General features: G+C 71.4%; 19 protein-coding genes. 7 read left to right on the plus strand and 12 right to left on the minus strand.

Features of this window, described 5'->3' with window-relative positions; translation table 11 throughout:
* Positions 1-65: 65 nt before the first annotated feature.
* The 3 genes from IE262_RS32130 to IE262_RS32140 are packed head-to-tail and all read right to left on the minus strand — an operon-like array spanning position 66 to position 3,930.
* Positions 66-494 (minus strand): DUF742 domain-containing protein, encoded by a 429-nt coding sequence (locus IE262_RS32130; RefSeq protein ID WP_134029699.1) that lies wholly within the window; start codon positions 492-494, stop codon positions 66-68.
* Positions 491-988 carry a roadblock/LC7 domain-containing protein gene (locus IE262_RS32135; protein WP_134029697.1) on the minus strand — a complete coding sequence of 166 codons (498 nt, stop codon included), beginning with the start codon at positions 986-988 and terminating at the stop codon, positions 491-493. Before IE262_RS32135 ends, IE262_RS32130 begins: the two co-directional genes overlap by 4 nt.
* On the minus strand, positions 985-3,930 hold the full coding sequence (locus tag IE262_RS32140; protein WP_229877681.1) for a sensor histidine kinase: 2,946 nt from the start codon (positions 3,928-3,930) through the stop codon (positions 985-987). Before IE262_RS32140 ends, IE262_RS32135 begins: the two co-directional genes overlap by 4 nt.
* 357 nt (positions 3,931-4,287) lie before the next feature.
* On the opposite strand from IE262_RS32140, the gene IE262_RS32145 reads away from it, so the two are divergent.
* Positions 4,288-5,073: a protein phosphatase 2C domain-containing protein gene (locus IE262_RS32145; RefSeq protein WP_189878675.1), complete on the plus strand. Its 786-nt coding sequence runs from the start codon at positions 4,288-4,290 to the stop codon at positions 5,071-5,073.
* A 30-nt stretch (positions 5,074-5,103) separates the two neighbouring features.
* On the opposite strand, the gene IE262_RS32150 is transcribed toward IE262_RS32145, so the two are convergent.
* The 3 genes from IE262_RS32150 to IE262_RS32160 form a co-directional block, all read right to left on the minus strand.
* A complete protein-coding gene (locus tag IE262_RS32150; protein ID WP_189878677.1) occupies positions 5,104-5,595 on the minus strand; it encodes a MarR family winged helix-turn-helix transcriptional regulator in 492 nt (163 codons plus the stop codon).
* A gap of 216 nt (positions 5,596-5,811) precedes the next feature.
* Positions 5,812-8,223, minus strand: coding sequence for an endopeptidase La (gene lon / locus IE262_RS32155; protein ID WP_189878679.1), 2,412 nt, complete (start codon positions 8,221-8,223; stop codon positions 5,812-5,814).
* A 134-nt stretch (positions 8,224-8,357) separates the two neighbouring features.
* The gene (locus IE262_RS32160) at positions 8,358-8,789 is read right to left on the minus strand and encodes an ATP-binding protein (RefSeq protein WP_189878681.1); all 432 of its coding nucleotides are present in this window, start codon (positions 8,787-8,789) and stop codon (positions 8,358-8,360) included.
* Between the two features lie 167 nt (positions 8,790-8,956).
* On the opposite strand from IE262_RS32160, the gene IE262_RS32165 reads away from it, so the two are divergent.
* Both IE262_RS32165 and IE262_RS32170 read left to right on the plus strand, forming a co-directional pair.
* Positions 8,957-9,808, plus strand: coding sequence for a helix-turn-helix domain-containing protein (locus IE262_RS32165; RefSeq protein ID WP_189878683.1), 852 nt, complete (start codon positions 8,957-8,959; stop codon positions 9,806-9,808).
* 10 nt (positions 9,809-9,818) lie between these two features.
* Positions 9,819-10,070, plus strand: coding sequence for a DUF397 domain-containing protein (locus IE262_RS32170; RefSeq protein WP_134029682.1), 252 nt, complete (start codon positions 9,819-9,821; stop codon positions 10,068-10,070).
* On the opposite strand, the gene IE262_RS32175 is transcribed toward IE262_RS32170, so the two are convergent.
* A complete protein-coding gene (locus tag IE262_RS32175) occupies positions 10,029-10,877 on the minus strand; it encodes a rhomboid-like protein (RefSeq protein WP_229877683.1) in 849 nt (282 codons plus the stop codon). The genes IE262_RS32170 and IE262_RS32175 overlap by 42 nt on opposite strands.
* Positions 10,878-11,042: 165 nt before the next feature.
* Between IE262_RS32175 and IE262_RS32180 the strand changes: the two genes are divergently transcribed.
* The 4 genes from IE262_RS32180 to IE262_RS32195 all read left to right on the plus strand — a co-directional run bounded on the left by IE262_RS32180 (position 11,043) and on the right by IE262_RS32195 (position 18,011).
* On the plus strand, positions 11,043-11,720 hold the full coding sequence (locus tag IE262_RS32180) for a spermine/spermidine synthase domain-containing protein (RefSeq protein WP_134029676.1): 678 nt from the start codon (positions 11,043-11,045) through the stop codon (positions 11,718-11,720).
* Positions 11,721-11,841: 121 nt separating this feature from the next.
* Positions 11,842-12,579 (plus strand): response regulator transcription factor, encoded by a 738-nt coding sequence (locus IE262_RS32185; RefSeq protein ID WP_134029673.1) that lies wholly within the window; start codon positions 11,842-11,844, stop codon positions 12,577-12,579.
* Between the two features lie 47 nt (positions 12,580-12,626).
* On the plus strand, positions 12,627-13,739 hold the full coding sequence (locus IE262_RS32190) for a HAMP domain-containing sensor histidine kinase (protein WP_189878685.1): 1,113 nt from the start codon (positions 12,627-12,629) through the stop codon (positions 13,737-13,739).
* Between the two features lie 498 nt (positions 13,740-14,237).
* Positions 14,238-18,011: a multifunctional oxoglutarate decarboxylase/oxoglutarate dehydrogenase thiamine pyrophosphate-binding subunit/dihydrolipoyllysine-residue succinyltransferase subunit gene (locus IE262_RS32195; protein WP_189878687.1), complete on the plus strand. Its 3,774-nt coding sequence runs from the start codon at positions 14,238-14,240 to the stop codon at positions 18,009-18,011.
* Positions 18,012-18,114: 103 nt separating this feature from the next.
* On the opposite strand, the gene fxsT is transcribed toward IE262_RS32195, so the two are convergent.
* From fxsT to IE262_RS32220, 5 genes are read right to left on the minus strand one after another with little or no spacing between them, the layout of a single operon-like run.
* Positions 18,115-21,645, minus strand: coding sequence for an FxSxx-COOH system tetratricopeptide repeat protein (gene fxsT, locus IE262_RS32200; protein ID WP_373305197.1), 3,531 nt, complete (start codon positions 21,643-21,645; stop codon positions 18,115-18,117).
* Positions 21,642-22,958: a CHAT domain-containing protein gene (locus tag IE262_RS32205; protein ID WP_229877685.1), complete on the minus strand. Its 1,317-nt coding sequence runs from the start codon at positions 22,956-22,958 to the stop codon at positions 21,642-21,644. The genes fxsT and IE262_RS32205 overlap by 4 nt, the downstream gene beginning before the upstream one ends.
* Entirely contained in the window at positions 22,948-24,876 is a 1,929-nt protein-coding gene (locus IE262_RS32210) for a magnesium chelatase (RefSeq protein WP_189878689.1), read from the minus strand. Before IE262_RS32210 ends, IE262_RS32205 begins: the two co-directional genes overlap by 11 nt.
* A complete protein-coding gene (locus IE262_RS32215; protein ID WP_229877687.1) occupies positions 24,873-25,817 on the minus strand; it encodes an AAA family ATPase in 945 nt (314 codons plus the stop codon). Before IE262_RS32215 ends, IE262_RS32210 begins: the two co-directional genes overlap by 4 nt.
* Positions 25,814-26,221, minus strand: coding sequence for a CU044_2847 family protein (locus IE262_RS32220; protein WP_229877689.1), 408 nt, complete (start codon positions 26,219-26,221; stop codon positions 25,814-25,816). Before IE262_RS32220 ends, IE262_RS32215 begins: the two co-directional genes overlap by 4 nt.
* Positions 26,222-26,279 lie beyond the last annotated feature (58 nt).

Here is a 26,279-nt window from a genome sequence, read left to right on the forward strand (position 1 = left end):
CCCGCACGGCGGGGTCTCGGGTGACACCGACCGGGGCGGCGGGGGTGACGCCCGGGGAGGAGGCGTCAGAGGCGGCGAAGTCCACTCAGCACCCTTTCCAGCAGGGCGCGGTCCGGCTGGCCCGGTCCGTGCCCTGTTCCGTACACACGGATCTTTCCCTGGTCCGCGAGATCGCTGAGGAGGACACGGACCACGCCGAGCGGCATTCTCAGCAGCGCGGCGATCTCCGCCACCGTGCGCATGCGGCGGCAGAGCTCGACGATGGCCCGCAGCTCGGGCATCAGCTTGGTGCTGAGTGAACCATTCGTCAATTCCGGTCGTTCATCGGGGGCTTCGAGAGCGGCCGGACTGCTCGCCACGAACGTCTCGACGAGCAGGACATGACCGAAGCGGGTGCGGCCGCCGGTGAGGAAGTACGGCCGGACCCGGGCGGGTTTGCGGTCCCCGCCGCGGACCGGGAGCTTCGTCCGGGCGCTCGGCTCGGGCGCGTTCACCGCGCGCTCCCGGCCGTCTCCAGTGACTTCCGTAGCTCACTGCGGAGTTCGGGGGTCAGGACGTGTCCGGCGCGGCCGACGAAGAGCGCCATGTGGTACGCGACCACGCTCATGTCGCAGTCCGGGGAGCCGTGCACACCGAGCAGCGAGCCGTCGCTGATCGACATGACGAAGAGGCTGCCCTCGGCCATCGCGACCATCGTCTGCTTGACCCCGCCGTAGTCCATCAGCTTCGCGGCACCGATGGTGAGGCTGCCGATGCCGGAGATGATGGTGGCCAGGTCGGCGGAGGACCCGCGGGGGCCGGCGGATGCACCGGTGTCCGCCTCCCGTGCCTCGGTGTTCCTCCCGGGGTCGGAGGAGAGCAGGAGCAGTCCGTCGGAGGAGACCACCGCGACCGACAGCAGGCCCGGCACCTCCTCGACGAGGTTGGTGAGCAGCCAGTGCAGGTTGCGGGCTTCGTTGCTCAGTCCGAAGGTACTGGGGCCGGTCAACTGCTTGCCTCCTCGGATGTGCCCCCCGATGTGTCCACTGCGTCGTGCTCGTCGTGCTCGTCGTGCCGTCGCCCCGCGGGCGCCCTGGTCTCCCCGGTCTTCTCGGCGATCTCCGCCGCGACGTCGCGGTGGCCGTCCTTGGCCCCCTGGTGGAACCCGCCGAGCCGGCGGCGCAGTTCCTCGGCGTTCACGCCCCCCACGCGGGGCCTGGGGGCCGCCGTGGGCGCGGTGATCCTGGGCGTGCGCTTGGGAAGGCCCTTGTCGGTGAGCCTCGGTGTCTCGCTCTGCGGGGTGCCGGTGGTGTGGGGGTCCCCCTCCGGGTGCGCCGCTCCCCCCTCGTCGGCGGCGCGCTCGTGCGCGTCGGGGCCGATGGCGTACGGGTCGGCGGTGGGCACGGGGGCCGGGCCCGGGTGCGGGTCCACGTCCGGCTCCGCGTCCGGGTCCGGGTCCGGGTCCGGGTCCGGGTCCGGGTCCGGGTCCGGGTCCGGGTCCGGGTCCGCCGGCGGTATCGGGGCGAACAGCTCCATCGTGGTCTCGGAGACCGACTCGGAGACGGTCTCGGAAACGGTCTCCGAGACGGTCTCGGACGCCGGTTCGGCCTCGGCGGGTTCGTCCGGCCGTACGGGCTCGTCGCCCCGTACGGCCTCGTCCCGGCCGGTGCCCTCGGCGGTCTCGCGGTCCCTCAGTACGCGCTCGGCCGCTTCGATCAGCGGGTCCCCGTCGCCGTCCGGCTCGCGGACGACGGCGGCCGAACGGGCGGGCAGGACGTTGGAGTTGGCCTCGGCGTCGGCGCCGGGCAGGGACGTCGTGCCGGCCGTCGGCGCGGGAGCGGCAGCCGTGGGCGTGGCGGCCAGCACCGGCTTCGGTACGACCACGACGGCCGCGATGCCGCCGTCCTTCTGCTCGCGCAGCCGAACGCGGACGCCGTGCCGGTGTGCGAGACGGGCCACCACGTACAGGCCGAGCCCGAGTCCGTCGCCGCCCTCCTGGTCGTACGGCTCTTCCGGGTCGAACTGCTTGAGGCGGGCGTTGAGCCGCTCCAGCCGGTCGGAGGGGATGCCAAGGCCGTCGTCCTGCACGGAGAGCATGACCTCGCCGCTCTCCAGCAGCCAGCCGGAGATCTCGATCGGCTGCTCGGGCGGCGTGGCCGCGGTGGCGTTCTCCAGGAGTTCGGCGATCAGGTGGCTGAGGTCGTCGGCGGCGAACCCGGCGATGTGCTCGTGCGGCGGCAGAGCGGCGATGCGGACGCGGTCGTAGCGCTCGATCTCGCTGACGGCGGCCCGGACGACGTCGACGAGCGGGACCGGGCTCGCGTGCTGCTGCCCGTGTTCGGCGCCGGCGAGGACGAGGAGGTTCTCGCTGTGGCGGCGCATGACGGTCGCGAAGTGGTCGAGCTTGAAGAGCGTGGCGAGCCGGTCGGGGTCCTGCTCACGCTCCTCCATGCCCTCGATGACGGCGAGCTGCCGCTCGACGAGGCCGAGGGTGCGCAGCGCGAGGTTGACGAAGGTGCCGTGGATGCTGTGCCGGACCTGCTCCAGGTGGGCGGACGCGTCGGCGAGTTCGGCGCGCAGCCGGTCGCGTTCGTCGGCCATCGTCTGGCGCTGGCCGATGAGGTGCTTGCGGTCGCCTTCCAGGGGCGAGAGCCGCTCGTGGAGCGCGAGGGCGTGCGCGTGGAGCGCGTTGACGGAGCGGACGACCTGGGCGAACTCGTCGTTGCGTCCGGTGAACTTGACCGGTTCCTCGTTCGCCGGGTCGGCGGCGACGCGGGCCGAGCCGATCCGCAGCACGGCCAGCGGGCGGGTGAGGGTGCGGGCCATGGCGGTGGCGATACCGATGGCGACGAGGCAGAGGGCGCCGAGGACCGCGATACGGATCTCCAGCGCGGTGACGTCGTCGTCGCGGAGCTGGGCGAGGTCCTTGGTGCGCCGGTCGTTGAGGGAGGCCTCGACGCCGCGCATCAGCTCGACGCGGGCGGACAGCGCCGCGTTCAGCTTCGTGGTGCCGGTGTTCAGCTCGGAGCCGGACAGCGTCGGCTGGTCGGTGAGCCGGTCGAGGTAGCCGTCGGCGGAGGTGACCTCGGGGCCGGTGACCGTGGAGTCGTAGGAGGCGCGGGCGCTCGCGGGTGCCGTCTCCCGGAAGTCGGCGAGCGCCGCGTCGGAGCGGACGCGGGCCAGCTGGGCGGCGGCGGTGAGCTCGTCGCGCTTCTTCTTGTCCGCGGCCGAGCCGGTGATCGTGGTCGGCAGGCCGGTCACCGGGTCGGTGATCGTCTGCGTGGACCGCGGCACGCTCAGGGCGGCGAGGAGCAGTCCGCGGGCGGCGGCGGACTGCTGGACGGCCGTGTCGAGCTCGGCGAGCGCGTGGGAGCCGCCGGCCGCGCGGGGCGGCAGCTTCTCGGCGAGCTCCTCGGCGAGGGCGTGCAGCTCGGCGATGGTGGCGGAGTAGGCCTCGTGGGTTTCGAGAGCGGTGCTCTTGCCGGTGAGCGCCGCTCGCCGGACGGAGGCGATCTCGTTCAGGTCCCCGCCGAGCCCCGCGGGCGCGTCCGCCTTGAGTTCCTCGACCCGCCGGTCGACACGGGCGCTGCGCTCCTCGCTGGGGGCCCGGGACTCGGGGCGCCCGGCGGCGACGTACGCGGTGACCTCGTCGCGTTCGTCGGCCAGGGCGTGGGCGAGGGTGAGCGCGTGCTGGGTCTGCTCGGCGAGCGTCACCAGGTTCTGCGCGTCGTTCAGCTGACCGGACGCGGCGAGGACCGAGGGCGTGCCGGCGCCGGCGATGGCGGCGGCGACCACGGCGACGGCGCCGATGAGCCGGTTGCGGACGTGCGCGGGGCGTCCGGTGCCGACCGCGGGCTCGTCACCCGTCTGCCCGCCCGGGTTCGGAGCGGCCTTGGAGGCCGTCTGCTTGCCTGTGCGCCGAGGCCGCTTCTTCTGCACCGGTGCTCGCATTCCTGACTCGTAATCCCCATGGGCCCGGGTGACGTTCCGTCAACCTGTGCGTCGTCCCGGTACGGCTCCCGACCCTCCCAGTGCCGGTGGACGGTGATCCCGCATCATCAGACCCACCACCCGAAGGAGTGAACCCTGGACGGGAGTTGGCGGGCAAGTTCCCCTGGCGTAGGCCGGGGACCTGCACGGCGGGCCCATTGGACGTGGACGACGGCCTTTGACAGTATTCGCCACCACGCTTCACCGGACCCGATCATTCCATGCCAAACCCGGCGCCCGACCTGCCGGGTCAAGGGAGTCCGGCAACCAATGCCAGCCTTTCGCGGCCCTCGTGAAGGGCTCGTGCAGACTGGCTGAATGCGTACGGACATCGTCTCGGAGCCCGGCGACCGGGACCACCCCAACGAGGACTTCGCCGCGGTCGCGCTGCCCGCTTCGGGACAGGGCGGTTCGCTGGTCGTCCTGGACGGCGTGACGCCGCCGCGGGGTGAATACGGCTGTCGACATTCGGTCGCCTGGTTCTGCTCCCGCCTCGGCGGCGCCCTGACCGAACTGTCCGTTTCCGAACGGCATATGCCACTCGCCGAGGTTCTCTCACGGGCCATTGCTCGTACCGCCGCGTCCCACGATCAAACCTGTGACCTTTCTCACCCGCGCACCCCGCAGGCCACCGTGATCCTCGCCCGCTGGTCCGCCGAGACAGTCGAGTACCTGGTGCTGTCGGACTCGGCGCTCCTGCTCGCGGCCCCGGACGGCACGGTGACGCCGGTCCTCGACGACCGTCTGTCCCGCGTCCCGCGCACCGCTCTCTCCTCGGTCGCGCTCACCGACTCCACGCTGCGGAACAGGGAGGGCGGCTTCTTCACCGCCGCGGCCGACCCGTCGGTCGCGTCCCGCGCCGTGACCGGGACACTCCCCCGCTCCTCGGTGCACAGCCTGGCCGCCCTGACGGACGGCGCCACCCGCTGGGTGGAGAAGTTCCACGAGGGCGACTGGACCGACCTGCTCTCCGTCGTACGGAAGGAGGGGGCGGCGGCGCTGGTGGAGCGGGTGCGGACCCTGGAGTCGGCCGACACCGAGCGGACGCACCTGGGGCGGAGCAAACGGCACGACGACGCGACGGTGGCGTACGCCGAGCTGTGACCGGTCCTCCGGCGGACGGCACCGGAGGGATCAGCCCTCGCTGGTCTGGTTCAGGTGATGGAGCAGGCGGGCGAGCTCGGCGACCTCCTCGCGGTCCCAGCCGGTCATCTGCCGTACATACCGCTCCCGCCGCGCGTCGCGTACCTGACGGAACCGGGAGCGGCCCTCGCCCGTGAGGTGGACGAGCCAGGCGCGGCCGTCGGCGGGGTCGGGTTCACGGGCCACGAGACCGAGGTGCTCCAGGGCGCGGAGCTGGCGGGACATCGTCGCCTTGCCGACGCCGATGTAGGCGGCGAGGTCCGTGGCACGCAGCGGACCCGTCTCGTCCAGGCGGGCCAGCAGCCCGTACGCGGAGGACTCCAGATCGGGATGGACGGCGCGGGCCATCTCGCCGGACTTGGCGCGGGCGCGCCGCAGGAAGACCGTCAGCTCGCGCTCCAGCTCCAGGAAGGCGTGGTCCATGCCTGCCTGGGGCACGCCGGATTCGACCCGATGCCCCTCACCGTTTCCGCCCTCGTGCACGTCAGCGCTCCTGATCCCGTTCCGCGTGGCGTGAAGGTCTCCGCCACAGGCCGCCCTTGCCGCAGCTCCGTCAGTATTTCGCAGGGGTGGATCGACGACGGCGTCCGACTCCTCTTCCCTCACGGTGTTCTCCGTACGCGGCCTCCTGGCCTGCCTGACCCGCGGGAGGCCCGGGTCCCTTCCGGGAACCCGGGCCTCCTTCACCGGTCGCGTCCCTCACACGGCGGCCGGGAGCTTCACCTCCGCCTCGGAGAGGGCCAGTTCGAGGACCTGGCGGACGTCCGTGACGGTGTGGACGTCGAGCTTGTCCAGGACCTCGGCGGGCACATCGTCCAGGTCGGGCTCGTTGCGCTTCGGGATGATCACCGTGGTGACCCCGGCGCGGTGCGCGGCGAGCAGCTTCTGCTTGACGCCGCCGATGGGCAGGACCCGGCCGGTCAGCGAGACCTCACCGGTCATCGCCACATCCGTACGCACCAGCCTGCCGGACAGCAGCGAGGCGAGCGCCGTCGTCATGGTGACGCCCGCGCTCGGACCGTCCTTGGGCACGGCCCCCGCCGGGAAGTGGATGTGCACGCCCCGGTCCTTGAGGTCGCCCACGGGCAGTTCCAGTTCGGCGCCGTGCGAGCGGAGGAAGCTGAGGGCGATCTGCGCGGACTCCTTCATGACGTCCCCGAGCTGACCGGTGAGGGTGAGTCCGGCCGCGCCCGTCTCCGGGTCGGCCAGTGACGCCTCCACGTACAGCACGTCGCCGCCCGCGCCGGTCACCGCGAGACCGGTCGCGACCCCGGGCACGGCCGTGCGCCGCTCCGCCGGGTCCTGGGCCGACTCGGGCACGTGGTGCGGCCGCCCGATGAGCCCGCGGAGGTCCTCCTGGGTGACCGTGAACGGCAGCTCCCGGTCGCCGAGTTCGTGCTGGGCCGCGACCTTGCGCAGCAGCCGGGCGATGGACCGCTCCAGGTTCCGTACGCCGGCCTCGCGCGTGTACTCACCGGCGAGCCTGCGCAACGCGCCCTCGTCCAGGGTGACCTCGTCACTCGCCAGCCCGGCCCGCTCCAGCTGCCGAGGCAGCAGGTGGTCCCGGGCGATGACGACCTTCTCGTCCTCGGTGTACCCGTCGAGCCGGACCAGCTCCATACGGTCGAGCAGCGCCTCCGGGATGGCCTCCAGCACGTTCGCGGTGGCCAGGAAGACGACGTCGCTCAGGTCCAGCTCGACCTCCAGGTAGTGGTCCCGGAAGGTGTGGTTCTGTGCCGGGTCGAGGACTTCGAGCAGGGCGGCGGCGGGGTCGCCGCGGAAGTCGGAGCCGACCTTGTCGATCTCGTCGAGCAGCACGACCGGGTTCATGGACCCGGCTTCCTTGATGGCGCGGACGATACGGCCGGGCAGGGCGCCCACGTAGGTCCTCCGGTGCCCGCGGATCTCGGCCTCGTCCCGTACACCGCCGAGCGCGACGCGCACGAACTTGCGCCCCATGGCGTGCGCCACGGACTCGCCGAGGCTGGTCTTGCCGACACCGGGCGGTCCCACGAGCGCGAGCACGGCACCGCCGCGCCGTCCGCCGACGACACCCAGTCCCCGGTCGGAGCGCCGCTTGCGCACCGCGAGGTACTCGGTGATGCGCTCCTTCACGTCGTCGAGCCCGGCGTGCTCGGCGTCCAGCACGGCCCGGGCGCCCCGGATGTCGTACTCGTCCTCGGTCCGCTCGTTCCAGGGCAGCTCCAGCACGGTGTCGAGCCAGGTCCGGATCCAGGACCCTTCCGGTGACTGGTCACTCGCCCGCTCCAGCTTGTCGACCTCCTTGAGGGCGGCCTCCCGCACCTTCTCGGGGAGGTCGGCGGCCTCGACGCGCGCACGGTAGTCGTCGGACTCCTCGCCGTCCTTCTCGCCGTTCAGCTCGCGCAGTTCCTTGCGGACGGCTTCCAGCTGGCGCCGCAGCAGGAACTCACGCTGCTGCTTGTCCACACCCTCCTGGACGTCCTTGGCGATGGACTCGGCGACGTCCTGCTCGGCGAGGTGCTCGCGCAGCTGCTCGGTGGCGAGCTTCAGCCGGGCGACGGGGTCGGCCGTCTCCAGCAGCTCCACCTTCTGATCGGTGGTGAGGAAGGGTGAGTACCCGGAGTTGTCGGCGAGCGCGGAGACGTCGTCGATGGCCTGCACCCGGTCGACGACCTGCCAGGCCCCCCGCTTCCGCAGCCAGCTGGTGGCGAGGGCCTTGTACTCCTTCACGAGTTCGGCGACCTGGCCGGGCAGCGGCTCGGGCACGGTCTCGTCCACGCGGGTCCCCTCGACCCACAGCGCGGCACCCGGCCCGGTGGTCCCGGCGCCGATCCTCACGCGCCCCCGCCCCCGGATGAGCGCCCCCGGGTCTCCGTCGGCCAGCCGCCCCACCTGCTCGACGGTCCCGAGCACCCCCGTACGGGCGTACGTCCCGTCGATCCTCGGCACGAGCAGCACCCTCGGCTTGCCCGGCTCCGAGCGCGCGGCGGCCTGCGCGGCCTCCACCGCGGCCCGTACATCGGCGTCGTTCAGATCCAGGGGCACCACCATTCCCGGCAGCACGACCTCGTCGTCGAGCGGCAGCACGGGCAGGGTGAGCGGTGTGGACGTCGAGGACTCAGCAGCCATGATCTCTCCCTAGGCAGTCAAGTTGAGCTATGCCGACTCAATGCATATGAGCGTGCAAATGTTCCCCAGGGGACGTTCGCTGTGAGCGATCAGGTGGCCGACCTGGCCGGCGCCGGGCCCGGCCAACGCCGCCGTCAGGCGGCGACGCCGACTGCCGCGTCCGGCAGCAGCTCGAACCACACCACCTTGCCGAGCGCCACCCCCAGCGCGAAGCTCCCCCACGCGTCGGCGCACAGGTCGACGAGGGCGAGCCCTCGACCGCCGTCCGCGTCCGGCCCGGGGCACGCCTCGGGGCGCGGAAGGTGAGGACCCGTGTCCCAGACGCTGCCCCTCAGCCGCTTGTCCGCCCACCTGAGGCGTACGGAGGCCGGACCGGGCGCGTAGCGGCAGGAGTTGGAGAGCAACTCCGAGGTCAGCAACACGGCGGTGTCGACGAGTTCGGGGAGGCCGTGGCGGTCGAGCACGAGGCGGACGGTGGCCCGGGCGATGGAAGGGGCGAGCGGGTCGTGGGGGACGTGGAGGGTGTACTCCCACTCCGAGGGCGGTTCAGGCAGGCGTTGGTCCATGGCAACTCTCCCAGGGTGCGACGAAGTTGGCCGATAGGGTGTGATCGAGCCACTACTCACCGTAGGGAAGCGTGGAAACATCTGCTACCAATTCGCGCTACTTCTCATACACGTGCACCCGATCGTGTGGAGTGGCGAAACATTTGCCGATCCCGAGGAGGCAAGCCGTGCCACCGAGAACCGCACCGACCGTGCGCCAGTTGCGCTTGGGTACCGAACTCCGCCGGATGCGCGAGCAGTCGGGCCTCAGCATCAACGAGGCGGCCTCCGCGCTTGGCGTGAGCCGGACACACATCACCAACGTGGAGTTGGCCCGTTTCGGAGTGAGCGAACAGCGGATGCGGACCCTCGCGGCCATCTACCGCACCCCGGACTTGACGTACGTCGACGCTCTCGTGGCCATGGCACAGGAGCGCCGGTCCGGGTGGTGGGAGGAGTACCGGGGCCTTCTGCCCACCGCGAGCCTTGACCTCGCCGAGCTGGAGTACCACGCGACCAGTCTGCGAGTGTTCTGCGCCATGCATGTCCCCGGACTGCTTCAGACGGAGGAGTACGCCCGCGCCGTGCTCGGAGAAACAGTGCCGTCGTGGCCCGATACCGAGCTGCGACGCCGACTCTCGCTCCGCATGAAGCGCCGGGACATCCTGGACCGGGACGACCCACCCTCATGCACATTCATCATTCACGAGGCGGCCCTGCGGCTGGAGTTCGGCGGGCCGGACGTCATGCGCGCACAGCTCAAGAGGCTGGCCGAATCTTCACGCAGACGGAACATCACGGTGCGCGTCATCCCCTTCAGCGCGGGCGGGTTCCCCCTGCCGGGGCTCACCGTTGAATACGCCTCCGGGCCCGTGCCGCAGCTCGACACCGTACAGATGGACACCGCGAACTCGACCGAGTTCCTCGATGCACACACCCAGTTGTCGAACTACCGTGTGCTGTTGGAGCGCATCACCAAGGCCGCGCTCCCCTTGAAGGAATCACGGGAGTTCATCCGCTCCGTCGCGGAGCGCAACTGAAGGCGGGGACATGTCCGAGATCGTCTGGCAGAAATCGTCCTACTCAGGATCGGGCGACACGAACTGCGTCGAGATCGGCTGGCAGAAGTCGTCCTACTCGGGGTCGGGGGACAACAACTGCGTCGAAATCGCCGCGCAAGAAGCCACCACCCTCGCCCTCCGAGAAAGCGACGCCCCCACCGTCATACTCCACACCCACGGCCCCCAACTCGCCGCCCTCCTAAGGCACATCACGGCCACGGCGGGCAGCCGCCAGGCGTGAGCCTCCGGGCCGGGCGCGGCACCGTCTCCGTACCACCGGCCACATCGCGACCCCGATCGCGAGGGCGATCAGATGCCCCCAGTTGGTCACGGGGTCCTGGAAAGCGAACAGCTCCCCGATCAGTATCCCGCCGAAGGTGATCAGGATCGGCCACCGGAGCCACGGCGACAGCAGCCCCGCCAGCGCGCCCACGCATGCCGCCACGCCGAAGCTGATGCCGTAGTCGAGGCGGTGGAGCGAGCTCTCGGGGAGGCGTCCGGCCAGGACGGCGAGGCCGACCGGGATCTCGGTGGCCAGGGTGGCGAGCACATGGCCCAGCAGGAACAGGCCCGCCGTACGCATACCGCCGACACGGCGTTCCAGCGCGGTCAGGGCCACCAGGAAACCGATCCCGTACGGCGACATGACACCGCCCACGACCCAGAGCGCACTCGCGACGAGCGCCAGCACCGGGTTCTGCACGAGGTGTGCCACGTCCGTGCTGGAGCCCTGGTGGAGGGCATGGACGAGGGACGGGTCGGCGTGATCGGCGATCAACGACGTGGCCAGCAGGACGATCGCGTAGAAGAACGTGAAAGGGGTGCCCGTGGGGGTGGGGAGCAGCCGCCACGGGGCCCAGGACCGCCAGGACTGCCAGGGCAGCCCGCTGGTGCTCGGCCGTGCCGCGGCCGGTTCCGTCGTCGCTCCCCGCTGCTGCGGGATGCCGTCCAGGAGTGCCCCGGCACTCGCCCCACCGCACGCGCCGGTGTCCGCCGGGTCGCCCGCCTGGTCGCGCGCCGGCGCGGCCCGGTCCACGGTCGTGTCCATGGTGAGGCGCTCCTTCCGTCTCCCCGTCCCCTCCAGCCTGGACATATCGGGCGGCACTGTCTATGACGACCGCCACGCGGGCACGGCGGGCCCCCTTCTCCGTGAACGGTTCCGCGGCCCGGAAATTCCCGCGTACCGTCCAGCGAGAGCTGCCAGGATGGGCCCATGAGCACCTCGTACGACATCCCGGAAGTCATCGATCGTCGCGAGGGCCCGTACGGCGAGGTCGTGCTACGGCGTCACGGAGAGTTGCTCCAGATCATCGCGAACGGGTGCTTCCTGATGGACACGTCCGACGGGCGCTCGGAGCGGCTGCTCGTCGACGCGGCCCTCGGCGCCCTGGACGAACGGCCGGAGCCGAGCGTGCTGATCGGCGGCCTGGGCGTCGGGTTCTCGCTCGCACACGCGGCGGCCAACCCCCGGTGGGGGCGCATCACCGTGGTGGAACGCGAGCCGGCCGTCATCGAATGGCACCGGCGCGGACCGCTCGCCGAAACGTCCTCCGATGCGCTCGCGGACCCCCGTACACGGATCGTGGAAGCCGATCTCGTCGAATTCGTCAATGAGATCTCCGCCACGTATGACGCCCTGTGCCTGGACATCGACAACGGACCCGGCTGGACTGTCACCGAGGACAACGACAGCCTGTATTCACCGGCCGGACTCGCAAGCTGCGCAAGGGCGTTGAGGCCGGGTGGGGTACTCGCCGTGTGGTCGGCCCAGCCGTCCGCGGAATTCGAGGAAACCTTGGCGAATGCCGGTTTCCGACAGGTGCGTACCGAAGAGATCCCGGTTGCCCGAGGCGTTCCGGACGTCGTACACCTCGGCATCCGCCCTGGATAGCCGAGGCACGGTGACTGCCCGTACGCTGCTCCTCTGACGCCGATCATTCATACGGCAACCGCAGTCATGCGCAATCAAGGGATCACCCCACTGATTCCGGAAAGCAACACAGGGGCGGGCGATGGAGCAGACACACACCTCCCACAACGGCACGGCGGCGACCCCGGGCGCGCAGCGCCGGGTGCTGGTGGTCGAGGACGACCCGACGATCGTCGACGCCATCGCGACCCGACTGCGCGCCGAGGGGTTCCTCGTGCAGACCGCGAGCGACGGTCCGGCCGCCGTCGACACGGCCGAGGCGTGGCAGCCCGACCTGCTGATCCTCGACATCATGCTGCCGGGCTTCGACGGCCTGGAGGTGTGCCGCCGGGTGCAGGCGCAGCGGCCGGTCCCGGTGCTGATGCTCACCGCGCGCGACGACGAGACGGACATGCTGGTCGGGCTCGGCGTGGGCGCCGACGACTACATGACGAAGCCGTTCTCCATGCGGGAGCTGGCCGCGCGCGTGCACGTCCTGCTGCGCCGGGTGGAGCGCGCCGCGCTGGCCGCCTCGACCCCGCGCTCGGGCATCCTGCGCCTCGGCGAACTGGAGATCGACCACGCGCAGCGGCGGGTGCGGGTGCGCAGCGAGGATGTGCACCTCACGCCGACCGAGTTCGATCTGCTGGTGTGCCTCGCGAACACCCCGCGTGCCGTACTCTCGCGCGAGCAGCTGCTCGCCGAGGTGTGGGACTGGGCGGACGCGTCCGGGACGCGGACCGTGGACAGCCACATCAAGGCGCTGCGGCGGAAGATCGGGGCGGAGCGGATCCGCACCGTGCACGGTGTGGGGTACGCGCTGGAGACCCCGACACCCTGAGCCGGTGATCCGGTGATCCGGTGGTCGCATAGGGGGCTGATGGCGGTATGAGCGGTCTCGGTGAGTCACGCAAGGATGATGAGGAGCCCTGGGGCAGGGTTCGCCCGTTCTCGATCAAGACGAAGCTGGGGACGCTCGTCGTCGTCTCGGTCCTGATCACCACGGGTCTGTCGATGATCGCGGTGCACACCAAGACCGAGATCCGGTTCATCACGGTGTTCTCGATGATCGCCACGCTTCTCATCACCCAGTTCGTGGCGCACTCCCTCACCTCACCGCTGGACGAGATGAACGCGGTGGCACGGCACATCTCGCTCGGCGACTACACGCGCCGGGTGAACGACGGCCGCCGGGACGAGCTGGGTGACCTGGCCCACACGATCAACCTCATGGCCGACGAGCTGGAGGCCCAGGACCGCCAGCGCAAGGAGCTCGTGGCGAACGTCTCGCACGAGCTGCGCACGCCCATCGCGGGCCTGCGCGCGGTCCTGGAGAACGTGGTGGACGGCGTCTCCGCCGCCGACACCGAAACGATGCGTACGGCCCTGAAGCAGACGGAACGCCTCGGCCGCCTGGTCGAGACCCTCCTGGATCTCTCCCGTCTGGACAACGGTGTCGTCCCCCTCCGCACGCGCCGCTTCGAGGTGTGGCCGTACCTGTCGGGTGTCCTCAAGGAGGCCAACATGGTCGCCTCCGCACGCGGCGGCATCGCCTCGGACTCCGGAAAGCACACGCGCAAGGACGTCCACCTGCACCTGGACGTGCATCCTCCGGAGCTCACGGCCCACGCCGACCCCGAGCGCATCCACCAGGTCGTCGCCAACCTGATCGACAACGCGGTCAAGCACAGCCCGCCGCACGGCCGCGTGACAGTGAAGGCGCGGCGCGGCAGCACGCCCGAGTCCCTGGACCTGGAGGTCCTGGACGAGGGGCCGGGCATCCCCGAATCCGAGCGGCACCGTGTCTTCGAACGCTTCAACCGGGGCGCCGTCAGCTCCCCCCACGGCCCCGGCAGCGACGGCGGCACCGGTCTGGGCCTCGCCATCGCCCGCTGGGCCGTCGACCTCCACGGCGGCCGCATCGGCGTGGCCGAGTCCCAGCGCGGCTGCCGCATCCAGGTAGCCCTCCCGGGCCTCCCCGGCCAGCGCACGGCCCAGTAGCTCGACGGCGCCGGGTGCGCCTCAGGCCCTTAAGGGGCGCGGGGCTGTGTTCAATATGCGGCTCCGCCGCGTGGGCGCGACCAGCCACAACGAAACCCGCAGCCGCCCACACAGAGAACCCGGCAGACGAGACGCACCCCCAACCGCCGGAGGCACCCGGCTGGAACCGAGTCACCCGTCCGGGACTTCCATCTTCCCCAAGTTGACGTAAAGTTCGACGTGGGGCCACAAGATCCGTGTGTGTCCGCGCTGGCGGACACGTGTGATCAGGCCGCCGTCCGGCACAGGGCCGCGCGCACACCGCCGCAGGCCCCCGCCGCGGCATGCACTCCACACCGGAACCACGCTTGTTTCCCGCCATTTCCAGCCCCGAAACACGCTTTCCGATGTGACTTACACGACGATGGACCAGCCCGGCCTGACCTTCCCGGCCACGGAGGCGTAGCCTTTATTCCCGCTGTCCATCACCTTGTGAAGCGGAAGAGGGCGGTTGCCGCCGTGTCGCCACAGTCCCCCAGTAACTCCAGCATCTCGACCGACGCCGACCGGGCGGGCGAGAACCCCGCCGCGGCCTTCGGGGCCAACGAGTGGCTCGTCGACGAGATCTATCAGCAGTACCTCCAGGACCCGAATTCGGTAGACCGCGCCTGGTGGGACTTCTTCGCCGACTACAAGCCAGGGGCGGCCGCCGCCCCGGCTCCGGCGGGTACCACCACCCCTGAGGCTCCGGCCGCTCCCGCCGCCCCGGCCACGCCCGCGGCTCCGGCCCCCGCCGCCGCGCCCGCACCGGCCGCGTCGGCGCCCGCGGCGCCGAAGCCCGCCGCCGCCCCGGCCGCTCCCAAGCCCGCCGCTGCCGCCCCCGCGAAGCCTGCGAAGAAGGCCGAGCCCGCCGCCGCGCCCGCCGAGGGCCCCGAGCTGGTGACGCTGCGCGGCCCGTCCGCCGCCGTCGCGAAGAACATGAACGCCTCCCTGGAGCTGCCCACGGCCACGTCCGTGCGCGCGGTCCCGGTGAAGTTGCTGTTCGACAACCGCATCGTCATCAACAACCACCTCAAGCGCGCCCGGGGCGGGAAGATCTCCTTCACGCACCTCATCGGGTACGCGATGGTGCAGGCCATCAAGGCCATGCCGTCGATGAACTGGTCGTTCGGCGAGAAGGACGGCAAGCCGACACTGATCAAGCCGGCGCACGTCAACCTGGGCCTCGCCATCGACCTGGTCAAGCCGAACGGCGACCGCCAGCTCGTCGTCGCGGCGATCAAGAAGGCCGAGACGCTGAACTTCTTCGAGTTCTGGCAGGCCTACGAGGACATCGTCCGTCGCGCCCGCGACAACAAGCTGACGATGGACGACTTCACGGGTGTCACCGTCTCGCTGACCAACCCCGGCGGCCTCGGCACCGTCCACTCCGTGCCGCGTCTGATGCCCGGCCAGTCGGTGATCATGGGCGTCGGCTCCATGGACTACCCGGCGGAGTTCCAGGGGACCAGCCAGGACACCCTCAACAAGCTCGGCATCTCCAAGGTCATGACGCTCACGTCGACGTATGACCACCGGGTGATCCAGGGCGCGGCCTCCGGCGAGTTCCTGCGCGCCGTCGCGAACCTGCTCCTCGGCGAGAGCGGCTTCTACGACGACATCTTCGAGGCGCTGCGCATCCCCTACGAGCCGGTCCGCTGGCTCAAGGACATCGACGCCTCGCACGACGACGACGTCACCAAGGCCGCCCGCGTCTTCGAGCTGATCCACTCCTACCGGGTCCGCGGCCATGTCATGGCCGACACCGACCCGCTGGAGTACCGCCAGCGCAAGCACCCCGACCTGGACATCACCGAGCACGGGCTCACCCTCTGGGACCTGGAGCGCGAGTTCGCGGTCGGCGGCTTCTCGGGCAAGTCCCTGATGAAGCTGCGCGACATCCTCGGTGTGCTGCGCGACTCGTACTGCCGCACCACCGGCATCGAGTTCATGCACATCCAGGACCCGAAGCAGCGCAAGTGGATCCAGGACCGCATCGAGCGCCCGCACTCCAAGCCGGAGCGCGAGGAGCAGCTGCGCATCCTGCGCCGCCTGAACGCCGCGGAAGCCTTCGAGACCTTCCTCCAGACGAAGTACGTCGGCCAGAAGCGCTTCTCGCTGGAGGGCGGCGAGTCCGTCATCCCGCTGCTCGACGCCGTACTGGACTCGGCCGCCGAGTCCCGCCTGGACGAGGTCGTCATCGGCATGGCCCACCGCGGCCGCCTGAACGTCCTCGCCAACATCGTCGGCAAGTCGTACGCGCAGATCTTCCGCGAGTTCGAGGGCAACCTCGACCCGAAGTCGATGCACGGCTCCGGCGACGTGAAGTACCACCTGGGCGCCGAGGGCACCTTCACCGGCCTGGACGGCGAGCAGATCAAGGTCTCGCTCACCGCCAACCCCTCGCACCTGGAAGCCGTGGACCCGGTCCTGGAGGGCGTCGCACGCGCCAAGCAGGACATCATCGGCAAGGGCGGCACGGACTTCACCGTCCTGCCGGTGGCCCTGCACGGCGACGCGGCCTTCGCGGGCCAGGGCGTGGTGGCCGAGACCCTGAACATGTCGCAGCTGCGCGGCTACCGCACCGGCGGCACGGTCCACGTCGTCATCAACAACCAGGTCGGCTTCACCGCCGCCCCGGAGTCCTCGCGCTCGTCCATGTACGCCACCGACGTGGCCCGCATGATCGAGGCCCCGATCTTCCACGTGAACGGCGACGACCCGGAGGCCGTCGTCCGCGTCGCCCGGCTGGCCTTCGAGTTCCGCCAGGCGTTCAACAAGGACGTGGTGATCGACCTCATCTGCTACCGCCGCCGCGGTCACAACGAGTCGGACAACCCGGCCTTCACCCAGCCGCTGATGTACGACCTGATCGACAAGAAGCGCTCGGTGCGCAAGCTCTACACCGAGTCCCTGATCGGTCGCGGCGACATCACCCTGGAAGAGGCCGAGCAGGCCCTCCAGGACTACCAGGGCCAGCTGGAGAAGGTCTTCACGGAGGTCCGCGAGGCCACCTCGCAGGCGGTGTCGACGGAGTCCCACGACCCGCAGGACGGCTTCCCGGTCGCGGTGAACACGGCCGTCTCCGCCGAGGTCGTCAAGCGCATCGCCGAGTCCCAGGTCAACATCCCCGACCACATCACCGTCCACCCGCGTCTGCTGCCGCAGCTCCAGCGCCGGGCGGCGATGATCGAGGACGACGCGATCGACTGGGGCATGGGCGAGACGCTGGCGATCGGCTCCCTGCTCCTGGAGGGCACCCCGGTGCGCCTCTCGGGCCAGGACTCCCGCCGTGGCACGTTCGGCCAGCGCCACGCCGTCCTGATCGACCGCGAGACGGGCGAGGACTTCACCCCGCTGCTGTACCTGTCGGACGACCAGGCCCGCTACAACGTCTACGACTCGCTCCTGTCCGAGTACGCGGCGATGGGCTTCGAGTACGGCTACTCCCTCGCCCGGCCGGAGTCCCTGGTCATGTGGGAGGCCCAGTTCGGCGACTTCGTCAACGGCGCCCAGACAGTCGTGGACGAGTTCATCTCGTCGGCGGAGCAGAAGTGGGGCCAGACGTCCGGCGTCACCCTGCTGCTCCCCCACGGCTACGAGGGCCAGGGCCCGGACCACTCCTCGGCCCGCCCGGAGCGGTTCCTCCAGCTCTGCGCCCAGAACAACATGACGGTCGCCATGCCGACGATGCCGTCGAACTACTTCCACCTCCTGCGCTGGCAGGTGCACAACCCGCACCACAAGCCGCTCGTCGTCTTCACCCCGAAGTCGATGCTGCGTCTGAAGGCGGCGGCGTCGAAGGCGGACGAGTTCACCTCCGGCCAGTTCCGCCCGGTCATCGGCGACAGCTCGGTGGACCCGGCGGCGGTCAAGAAGGTCGTCTTCACCGCGGGCAAGGTCTTCTACGACCTCGACGCCGAGCGGAAGAAGCGCGGCGTCACGGACACCGCGATCATCCGCCTTGAGCGGCTGTACCCGCTCCCCGGTGCCGAGGTCCAGGCGGAGATCGCCAAGTACCCGAACGCCGAGAAGTACCTGTGGGCCCAGGAGGAGCCGGCCAACCAGGGCGCCTGGCCGTTCATCGCCCTGAACCTGATCGACCACCTGGACCTGGCGGTCGGCGCGGACGTCCCGCACGGCGAGCGCCTGCGCCGTATCTCCCGCCCGCACAGCTCGTCCCCGGCGGTGGGCTCCGCCAAGCGCCACCAGGCCGAGCAGGAGCAGCTGGTGCGCGAGGTGTTCGAGGCGTGAGCCGCTGAGCGGCCCTGCCTGACGAGAGGGCCCGGTCCCGGAGCGTTTCCGGGGCCGGGCCCTTCGGCGTTTCCCACCGCGTTCGGAGTCGACGGGGGCTCTCTCACGTCGTCTGTGGTTCGAAGTCCCAGGAGGGCCGGGCGCGGGAACGGGCCGAGACGGTGTGGAAGTGCCGTGGCCCCAGGGTCATGGCAAGAGCCTGCACGGCCTCCGCCTCCACCGCGTCCGCCTCTCGGCGTTCCCTCAGCACACGCAGGTCGGCGGCCAGGGCGACGCGGGCGGACAGGGTCAGCGGATGGGTGGCGCCGACCGACACGGTGGCACGGGCCGCCGTGTCCCGGCTGAGGGCGACGGCGGACTCGGGGTCGCCGACGAGGTCGCGCAGGGCCGAGGCGTTGATGGCGCAGCCGAGGGTCCAGGGGTGGTCCGGACCGACCGCTCGGGACATGTCGGTGAGGGACTGCTCCGCGAGGGCGTACGCCTGCTGTCGCTCGCCGACGCCGCGCAGGATGAGGGCGTGGTTGGTACGGGCCCCGGCGGTGTAGGGGTGCGTCGGCCCGAGCAACTGTTCGTAGCGCGTGATGACGGACTCACTGAGCTCGCGTGCCTCGTCGATGTCGCCGTACGCCCGGGCGAAGCAGCTCCTGCTCGCGGCGAGTATCAGCGTGAGCGGGTCCGTCTCGCCGAGAACGCGCTCGCAGCGTTCCAGGGCGCGGCCGAAGAGGGGGGCGGCCCTGTCACGGCTGCCCGAGCGGTAGAGGCACAGGGCGAGATTGTGTTCGGCGCGCAGCGTCTGCGGATGGTGGGCGCCCACCACCTTGCGGTGCTCGCGCACACTGCGTTCCTGGAGGGAGGCCGCTTCGGCGTAGCGGCCCAGGAGGCGGAGGTCGGTGGCGCGGAAGATCTCCGAGTACAGGGTCCACACGTCGCCGGCCCCCAGGAAACGCCGCCGGTCGTCGAGCGTCCGCCGGTCGACCTCCAAGGCGTCCTGGTAGCGGCCGAGCAGCCGCAGCGACACGCCCAGGTTGTTGCGCGCCGCCAGGGAGCGAGGGCTCGCCTCTCCCAGCTGTTGCCGATAGCCGTCGTAGGCCTCCCTGGACAGGGACAGGGCCTCGTCGTAGCGGGCCAGCGCCCGCAGATCCGCCGCGAGGCCGCCGACGGCACGCAGATACCCGGTACTGCGGCTCCCGCCCGCGGCACGGTACTGCTCGACAGCCGCACGGCTCACGGCCTCGCTGTGTCGGTACTCGCCGCACGCCCGGAGCAGGTTCGCGTAGTGGTGGCCGAGTTCCCACAGCAGGTCGTCAGGTCTGCCCGGACGGTCCTGCCATGCGGGCAGCACCTGTTCGGCCAGGCGTACGCCGGCGCCGTACTCGCCGGAGAGATAGAGGAAGCGCAGGCAGTGGAGGACCAGCGCGTGGACGGCCGGATCGGTGTCGCGCAGGGTGTCCGCGTACTCCAGGTGCGGGACGATCTCGGCGTAGTGGGGCCACGCGTCCGTGTCGGCGGGGCGTCCGGGGTCGGCGGCGATCAGCGCCCGGCGGACCATGCCCGCGAACTCCTGGCGGTCCTCGTCGGACATGTCGTTGCGGACGATCTGGTGCACCATGCGGTGCAGGTAGACGTATCCCCCCGACGCGTTGTCCCCGCCGGGCTCCGGACGGACCACGGAGTACTGGCGCAGTTGGTCGATCGCCCTGTGCCACACCTGCGGGTCGTTCAGCAGCCGGGCCACGGGCTCCGGCAGCTCTTCGGCGGTGGTCTCCCTGAGGATGTGCACGGGGACGAAGCCGGGCGCGAAGAAGGTGCACAGCCTCAGCAGGGCGACGGATTCCGGGGAGCTCTCGCGCAGCTTGTTGAGCAGGACCGACCAGGCGGTGCGGAACGCGAGCGGGAATTCGGACGGCACCGTGACGGAGCTCTGGTCCCCGCGCAGGAGTTCCAGGTACTCGTTGACGGAGGTGCCGGAATCGTTGAGCCAGCCCGCCATCTGGTCCAGCAGCAGCGGCAGGTCCTCCAGCACCTCCGCCAGGCGGTCCGCCTCCGCCTCCGTCAGCCGCGGTGCGCGGCGCCGGATGAGCGCCACCGACTCGTGGCGGTCGTAGACCGGCACCTCCAGCAGCATGCTGGTGTGCGCGGCCCGTGCGGAGTTGCGCGAGGTGATCAGGAGGTGGCCCGGCCCCGTGGGCAGGAGGTCGGCGATCTGGTCCGGTTCGTCGGCGCCGTCCAGGATCAGCAGCCAGCGCGCATACGGTGTGCCGTGACGCAGCGAGTCCCGTACCGCGCGCAGCCGTTCTCCGTACTCGGCGCCCGTGGACAGCTCCAGCCGCGGGGCGAGTTCGGCCAGGCCCTGCCGGAACGTCGTCCGTTTGCCGGCGTTGACCCACCACACCACGTCGTACTCGGACCCGAACCGGTGCGCGTATTCGGCCGCGAGCTGCGTCTTGCCCACACCCGGCATGCCGTACAGGGTGACCACGCCTGCGTCCAGCAATTGTTCGTAGACAGTGCTGAGGAGGTGCTCTCGGCCCGTGAAGCGGGAGTTCCGCCGTGGTATTCCGCCCCACACGCGAGGCGCGTCGCTCGGGAACCGCGAGGCGCTCCGCATGCGCTCCTCGGACTCCTCCACGGGGGTGGCGGGCAGGCCGAGCCGGGCCAGGAGAAGGCGCTCGGCCTCTGTGGCGTCCACGCCGGTCAGGTCGGCCGGGGCGAGGACCGCCATCGTGGTGGGCGGGGTGGACGTCGTGACGGAAACGGCGGCGAAGCGGTCCTGGTGGGGGGCGACGACCTCGCGCAGCGCGCTGTCCCACTCGTCGCGCGTCCGCGGTCCCAGCTGGAGGTACGAGTCGCTGATGACGAGCAGGACCGGGCCCGGCGCCAGCAGGAGATCGCGCAGCGACTCGTCCAGACGGGCACCGGGCAGCGGGTTCCATCGCTGGTACACGACCCGGTGGCCGTGCTGCTCCAGCCGGCCCGCGATCCATGCCGCCCAGGCCCGGTTGAATCCGGCGAAGCTGATCGTGACGGTCTGTCTTCCGGTCCGGACCGGAAGGCTGTCCGCCGCCGGTTCCGGGCTGCCGGTCCGCCGGGTGCCCGGGGCGCGGTCCGCAGGCCGCTCCCAGGGCCTCGGTACGCCTGCGGGGCGCTCCGGCACCCGTGATGGGGGCGGCACCGCCGACGCGGACGCCCGCTCCCGCACGACCTCCGCCAGCTTCGCCGCCGGTGTCCGTCCCGGCTCCAGGTGCCGGATCTCCGACCGGAGCTCCGCCTTGCGGACGGGCACGCCCCACTGGTTGCTGACCGTCAGCCAGAGGGAGGCGTCCCCTGTCTCCCTCCCGGTCGACACGCGAAAGCGCGCCGCCCCGTACGTTCCGCCGAAGCGGTGGAGGACGACGCTCGGTTCGTCGAGGGCCGTACAGACGAAGAAGGGGGAGCCGTCGAGTGCGACGGTGAAGGTGAACTCCTCGTCCGGGTAGGGCCAGGGTGCCAGGGTGCCGTCCTGGGCCGGAAGCGGGCCCCGCAGGTCGACGGTGACGAGGTAGTCGCACTCCGTCTCGGCCTGTCGCGGCCAGGCGACGACGGGTTCGATCACAAGGGGGTGCTCGTCCACTAGGGGGTGCTCGTCACCGCTCACCACCCACCCCCTCCTCCGTCGCTCCGCTCGTCGCCCGCGGCGAGGCGCAGGGTGGTGAGCGGATGTCCGTAATAGTGGAACATGAAGGCGTACAGGAGCCGCAGGACCCGTTTCTGGCCGACCCGGTCGACCTGCCCGTCATCGTTGCGCGTGGTCGGGATGACCGCCAGGGAGCCGAACTCCTCGACCGCGCGGGCGCGGAAGGCCCGCAGGGTCTCGGTGACGGGGCGCTCCGGATGGGCTGCGACCTCGCCGACGAGGCGCCGTACCAGTGCGCGGGCCTCCTGGTCCCCGACCTTCCCGGCGGTGACGATGCAGCCGCCCGCGCCCTTGCGCAGGAAGAGTTCGGCGAAGCCCCGCAGCACGTGCTCCCCCTGCGCTCTGTTGTCGACGAAACGGCCCGAGTGACAGGCGTTGAGGCAGACCAGGGCCCGGTCCGTGCGCAGGCCGTGCATGGTCTCTCCGTTGAACTCGGCCCAGGTGCGGTCGCCCAGCGAAAGGCGGGGGACGGTGTCGCCGTAGGTGCCGTGGCAGCCCATGTAGACCAGGCCGGTGCGGTCGGCCGGGTTGTCCAGCGCCTGGAGGAAGGGCGTCATCTCCAGGTGCAGTTGGTGCGCGTACGGTGCGAACACCCGGCTGTCGTCGGCCATGTCCTTGTGGAGGTAGCCGAGGATCCGGCCCCGGCAGTCCCCGGTCTCGCGCGGCAGGTCCTGGCCGATGTCGTGCACGGTCGTCCAGCGGGTCGTGACGATGAGGGCGCCCAACAGGCCGCCTTCCAGGCCGCTTTGATGGTCCGGGGGTACCCAGAAGAGTTCCCAGGGGAGCTCGAATCCGGTGTCGTCCCACACGATGAGACGCAGTGCGCTGCCGTGCCGGGCGCGGATCCTGTTGATCCAGTCGGCGAGTTCGGCCTGGTTGACGGACCAGAGACGAGTGCCGCGGAGGATCTCGGACGGGTACTCCCCCTCACCGCTGGCGTTTCCCAGACTGACGGCGGGTGCGGCGAGCCGGGTCGGTCCGGCCGAACAGGTCACGGTGAGCTCGCCGCACCAGCCGTACAGCCGATAGGCGTCCTGGCTGCCGTGCCCGCCGGCCCGGACGACCCGGAGCACGGCGACTCCCTCGTCCAGGCGTGCGTAGGGCAGGGCAGCCGATCCGCCCAGTCCGAAGGGCCGTCCGTGCGCGGGGCGCAGGTGCCGTACGGAGGCGGGTTCCCGGCGGATCGCGGCCTTCAGTCCGGGCACCGTCGCGCGGCGCATCATGGTGCCGGCCCCCGTCAGCCAGCGGGCGCCGCGCTGCGGCTCACCGCTCAACGGTTCCTCCTTCCCCGTTCGGTCCCCGGCCGCGCGCGGCGCGCCCCTCGACCACGGAGCCGCCGAGCCGGTCGGCGAGCGCGAACGGCAGGTCCCCGTACGGCTCCCGGGCCGCGTCGACGACGGTGACATGCAGCCGCGTCCGGTCCATGGCGCTGATGCGGGCGGCTGCCTTGAACGCGTCCTCGACGCCCTCCGCGGCCACCGGGCCGCTCACACGGCCGGTGTGGCTGACGCGCAGGGGTACGTTGCCGCGGCCGTCGGTGACGACGACCAGCCACGCCTCCGCCAAGGCGTTCCCCTGCTGCCGGAAGGCACGGCGCAAGGCCTGTGCCGCTTGTTCGATGCCGTGGGCGAGGGGGGTGGCGCGCCCCGCCGGGCGGTACAGCGCGGCGAGAACACGCGGGTCGAGGACACTGCGAGCGGCGAACGACTCCGCCCGCAGCTCGTCCGCCGGCTCCGCGACACCGACCTCGACCACCTGCGTCGCGGCCCGGCCGGTGTACGCCCACTGCAGGAACGGGGTGAGGGCGTCCTGCCAGTCCCAGTCGCCGCCCCGGCACGTGTGGTCCAGGACCAGCACGAGGAGGCGCTCGGGGGCACTGGCCCGGACATGACTGTGCAGATCGACGGGCGAGATCGTGAACCGCTCGGTGCGGCGGAGGCGTTGGTGCACGGCCGCCTCTCGTACGGTGCGCACGTAGGCGAGGTCGCGGAGGTCGCGTGCCCGCCGGGTGCCGATCACGACGCCACGTGCCGCGGCGGGGCCCGCCGTGTGCTGCCAGGGGCTGCGCAGGGGCGCGAAGTCGCGCAGTACGTCCGCCTCGTCCTCGGGGAACGGGCCGGCGAGGGTTTCGGGGGCTCCGCCGGGGGAGGTCCCGATTCCCTCCGCGGGCTCGGTCTCCAGCAACCGCTCGCCCGGTTCACGGCGGGGCTGCGGGTCGCCGCCCGCGCGGCCGCCTCGGTCCCTGTGGGCGTCGCCCTGGAGCGGGCCGCGGCGCGGCGGCGACGGCAGTGCGGTCGCCGGGCCGACGGCTGTCTCGGCGGGCTGCGCCGGCTCGGCCACGGCCAGGCCGATGAGCCGGGCCGCCGCGTCGCAGTGGCGGGCCGTGGCCGTCCTCTCGCCGTCCAGCGCGGCGAGGGTGCGGGCGAGCCGTGCCAGTGCGAGTTCCCTGCGGATGCCCGGGGCGCTCGTGTCGCGGCCGAGAAGTTCCCGCACGCGCTCCAGGGCGTCGTCGGTGACGGTCGCGACGGGGACGCCCTGGGTGGCGGCCGTGAGCCAGGCGGGTGGCAGCGCGCCGAGCAGCCGGCCGTCCGGCGGCAGGCGCAGACCGGCGGCCGACAGCCGTACGGCGAACCGGTCCAGCAGGTGCGGGCTGAGCCTGCCCGCGTCGGACGAGCGGCAGGCGGCCAGCCAGCGTGTCCGCGGCCGGGCGGCATGGCTCAGCCCGGTGTGCTCGACCACGACGAGGTCGGCGCCCACCAGTTGGACGGCCGCGCGCATCCCGGCAACGCTCAGCCGGGTCAGGTCCGGCACAACGGCCAGGGGCGGCGCTCCGGGGCGGCCGTCGGCCCGGATGAGCGGGCCGGGCTCGATCCGGAACGCCATGCCGTCCGGCCCCTGCCGGAGGCGGGGGCGGGTCCACAGGTCCTCGTCGCGGCTGGTGGCTCCCAGCACGAGCGGGTGGTCGGCCGGCTGCCCCGCGCCGGTCAGGATGCCGGCGAACAGACGCGCCACCGGATCGATCAGCCGGGGTTCCAGGTCGAAGAGCAGGACGCCGCCCAGGGCGGGATCGACGGCCGCGCAGACCAGGGCGCGGACCAGTCGCGTCGCGAGGTCGTCCGGCTCCTCGGGTACGGCACCCACGGCGGACGTACGGGAGCCGCTCTCCGGGTCGGTGGGCACTGTGCCACTCATACCGTGTCGAAGAGGTCCTTGACCCGGGCCTCGTCGTCCGGCCCCCAGTCGAACATGCCGCCGTGGGCCGTCTCCGGTCGACGGTGCCGCAGGGCCATGGGCAGCACCCGCAGCAGGTGCTCGGGCTGAACCTGTTCCGCCCCCTCAAGAGCGGCCAGTGCCCGAGCCGCCAGGGTGGCGACGATCTCGCCGCGCTGTCCGACGGCGTCCACCCGCTCGGCCGCCTCGGCGCACAACCGGACGATCCCGTCGGGGACCTGGGTCTGCGGCACCCGTCTGCGGGCGGTGTCCAGTCGGCTGCGGTTCGCCGCGTCGTCGCGGTCGGCTGCGGCCAGCCAGTCGGAGTGTTCCCTGCCGAGTTCCTCCTCGAAGTCCAGAACCGTGCGGATCATACGGTGACGGGCTCCGACGTCCAGCTGTGCCGTGGTGACCATCAGCCCGAACCGGTCGAGCAACTGCGGCCGCAGTCCGCCCTCTTCGGGGTTCATGGTGCCGACGAGCCCGAAGGAGAGGTGCTGGGCGGTGGCGAGGCCCTCCCGCTGCACGGACAGTACGCCGGTCGAGACGACGTCGAGGATGATGTTGACGAGGTGGTCGTCCAGGAGGTTGACCTCGTCGATGTAGAGCAGTCCCTTCTCGTCCGCCTCCTGAAGGAGCCCGGGCTGCGGTCGGGCCTCACCGCGGATCAGCGCGTCGAGTTCCCAGCCGCCGAGGACCCGGTCGTCGGTGGCGTTGATGGGGAGGGTGACGGGCAGCTCGGCGTGGGCCATGAGCGCGAAGGCCCGCACGAGAGTGGACTTGGCGGTCCCCCGTGCCCCTGCCATCAGCACCCCGCCGATGCGGGGGACCACGTGGTTGAGCTCCAGCGCCAGTTTCAGTTCGTCCTGCTCCACGACTCGGCTGTAGGGCAGGATGCGCACGTCCCCCGTTGTCCGGTTCACGAGGCGGCTCCCTCCGCGGACTCGGCCGGCTCGCCCCGCGTGGTGGCCGTCTGCCAGCGGAACGTGATCTGGAGCTGCGCTTCCGCCCCGCTCTTGACCAGGGCCGCCACGCCGGCGTCGACCTTGATGGAGAGCTGCATCTCGATCTCGTCGGGCCGGACGCCCTCATTGAGTTCCGCGAACCGCCGCACCGCCTGTGCCGCGCACCGGCGGGCCAGGTCCAGCCCGTCGGTGTAGGCGTCGCGGGCGACCCGCACGACGCGCTGCGCGGCTCCGTCCCGGGTGTCCTCGTCGCCGTAGACGAGGTCGAGGCCGTCCGCGGCGGCCGGGCGGAGGTCGGTCTCGACTTCGATGGGAATGGGCCCGTCCGCTCCCGCCGGGACAGGCCCAACCAAGATCACCACACACGCCCCCCTGAGCCAACTCCCTTGTGTTTCAGGCAAGTTGCGAGGTCTGGGTCAT

Source organism: Streptomyces bluensis, assembly GCF_014650715.1.
Taxonomy (GTDB): domain Bacteria; phylum Actinomycetota; class Actinomycetes; order Streptomycetales; family Streptomycetaceae; genus Streptomyces; species Streptomyces bluensis.

Excerpts from the sequence above, each read along its gene's own strand:
- IE262_RS32185 (WP_134029673.1), top strand. The coding sequence starts at position 11,842 with ATGGAGCAGACACACACCTCCCACAACGGCACGGCGGCGACCCCGGGC.
- IE262_RS32160 (WP_189878681.1), bottom strand. The coding sequence starts at position 8,789 with ATGGACCAACGCCTGCCTGAACCGCCCTCGGAGTGGGAGTACACCCTC.
- IE262_RS32145 (WP_189878675.1), top strand. The coding sequence starts at position 4,288 with ATGCGTACGGACATCGTCTCGGAGCCCGGCGACCGGGACCACCCCAAC.
- IE262_RS32170 (WP_134029682.1), top strand. The coding sequence starts at position 9,819 with ATGTCCGAGATCGTCTGGCAGAAATCGTCCTACTCAGGATCGGGCGAC.
- IE262_RS32210 (WP_189878689.1), bottom strand. The coding sequence starts at position 24,876 with ATGAGTGGCACAGTGCCCACCGACCCGGAGAGCGGCTCCCGTACGTCC.
- lon (WP_189878679.1), bottom strand. The coding sequence starts at position 8,223 with ATGGCTGCTGAGTCCTCGACGTCCACACCGCTCACCCTGCCCGTGCTG.
- IE262_RS32140 (WP_229877681.1), bottom strand. The coding sequence starts at position 3,930 with ATGCGAGCACCGGTGCAGAAGAAGCGGCCTCGGCGCACAGGCAAGCAG.
- IE262_RS32175 (WP_229877683.1), bottom strand. The coding sequence starts at position 10,877 with ATGGACACGACCGTGGACCGGGCCGCGCCGGCGCGCGACCAGGCGGGC.
- IE262_RS32180 (WP_134029676.1), top strand. The coding sequence starts at position 11,043 with ATGAGCACCTCGTACGACATCCCGGAAGTCATCGATCGTCGCGAGGGC.
- IE262_RS32190 (WP_189878685.1), top strand. The coding sequence starts at position 12,627 with ATGAGCGGTCTCGGTGAGTCACGCAAGGATGATGAGGAGCCCTGGGGC.